Genomic DNA, 224 nt, shown 5'->3' with positions numbered 1-224 from the left:
CATACGCGGTTCCCGGGCGCGTGCGCCTGCCCGGCGCCGCTGCGGACAAGCACCTCCTCCGCGTCTGCTTCCCGGACTTGCTCGCCGCCCCGGTGCTCGCCCAGGCGAAGCGCGGGTTCACGCTCCCGATCCGCCGGTGGATGCTGGGCCCGCTGCGCGACGTGTGCGAGTCGGCGATGCTGCAGGTGCGGCGGAGCGGCCTGCTAGAGGCGCGCGAGGCAGAC

Annotated in this window: 1 protein-coding gene; it reads left to right on the top strand. The window is 75.0% G+C overall.

Annotation, left to right across the window (positions count from 1 at the left end):
• Window positions 1-224 (top strand): asparagine synthase-related protein (locus E0702_RS18685; protein ID WP_205742177.1); only part of this gene is annotated, 224 nt, incomplete at both ends.

The organism is Halomonas marinisediminis, from assembly GCF_004347715.1.
Classification (GTDB): domain Bacteria; phylum Pseudomonadota; class Gammaproteobacteria; order Pseudomonadales; family Halomonadaceae; genus Halomonas; species Halomonas icarae.
This window is presented reverse-complemented; position numbering and strand designations above follow the sequence as displayed.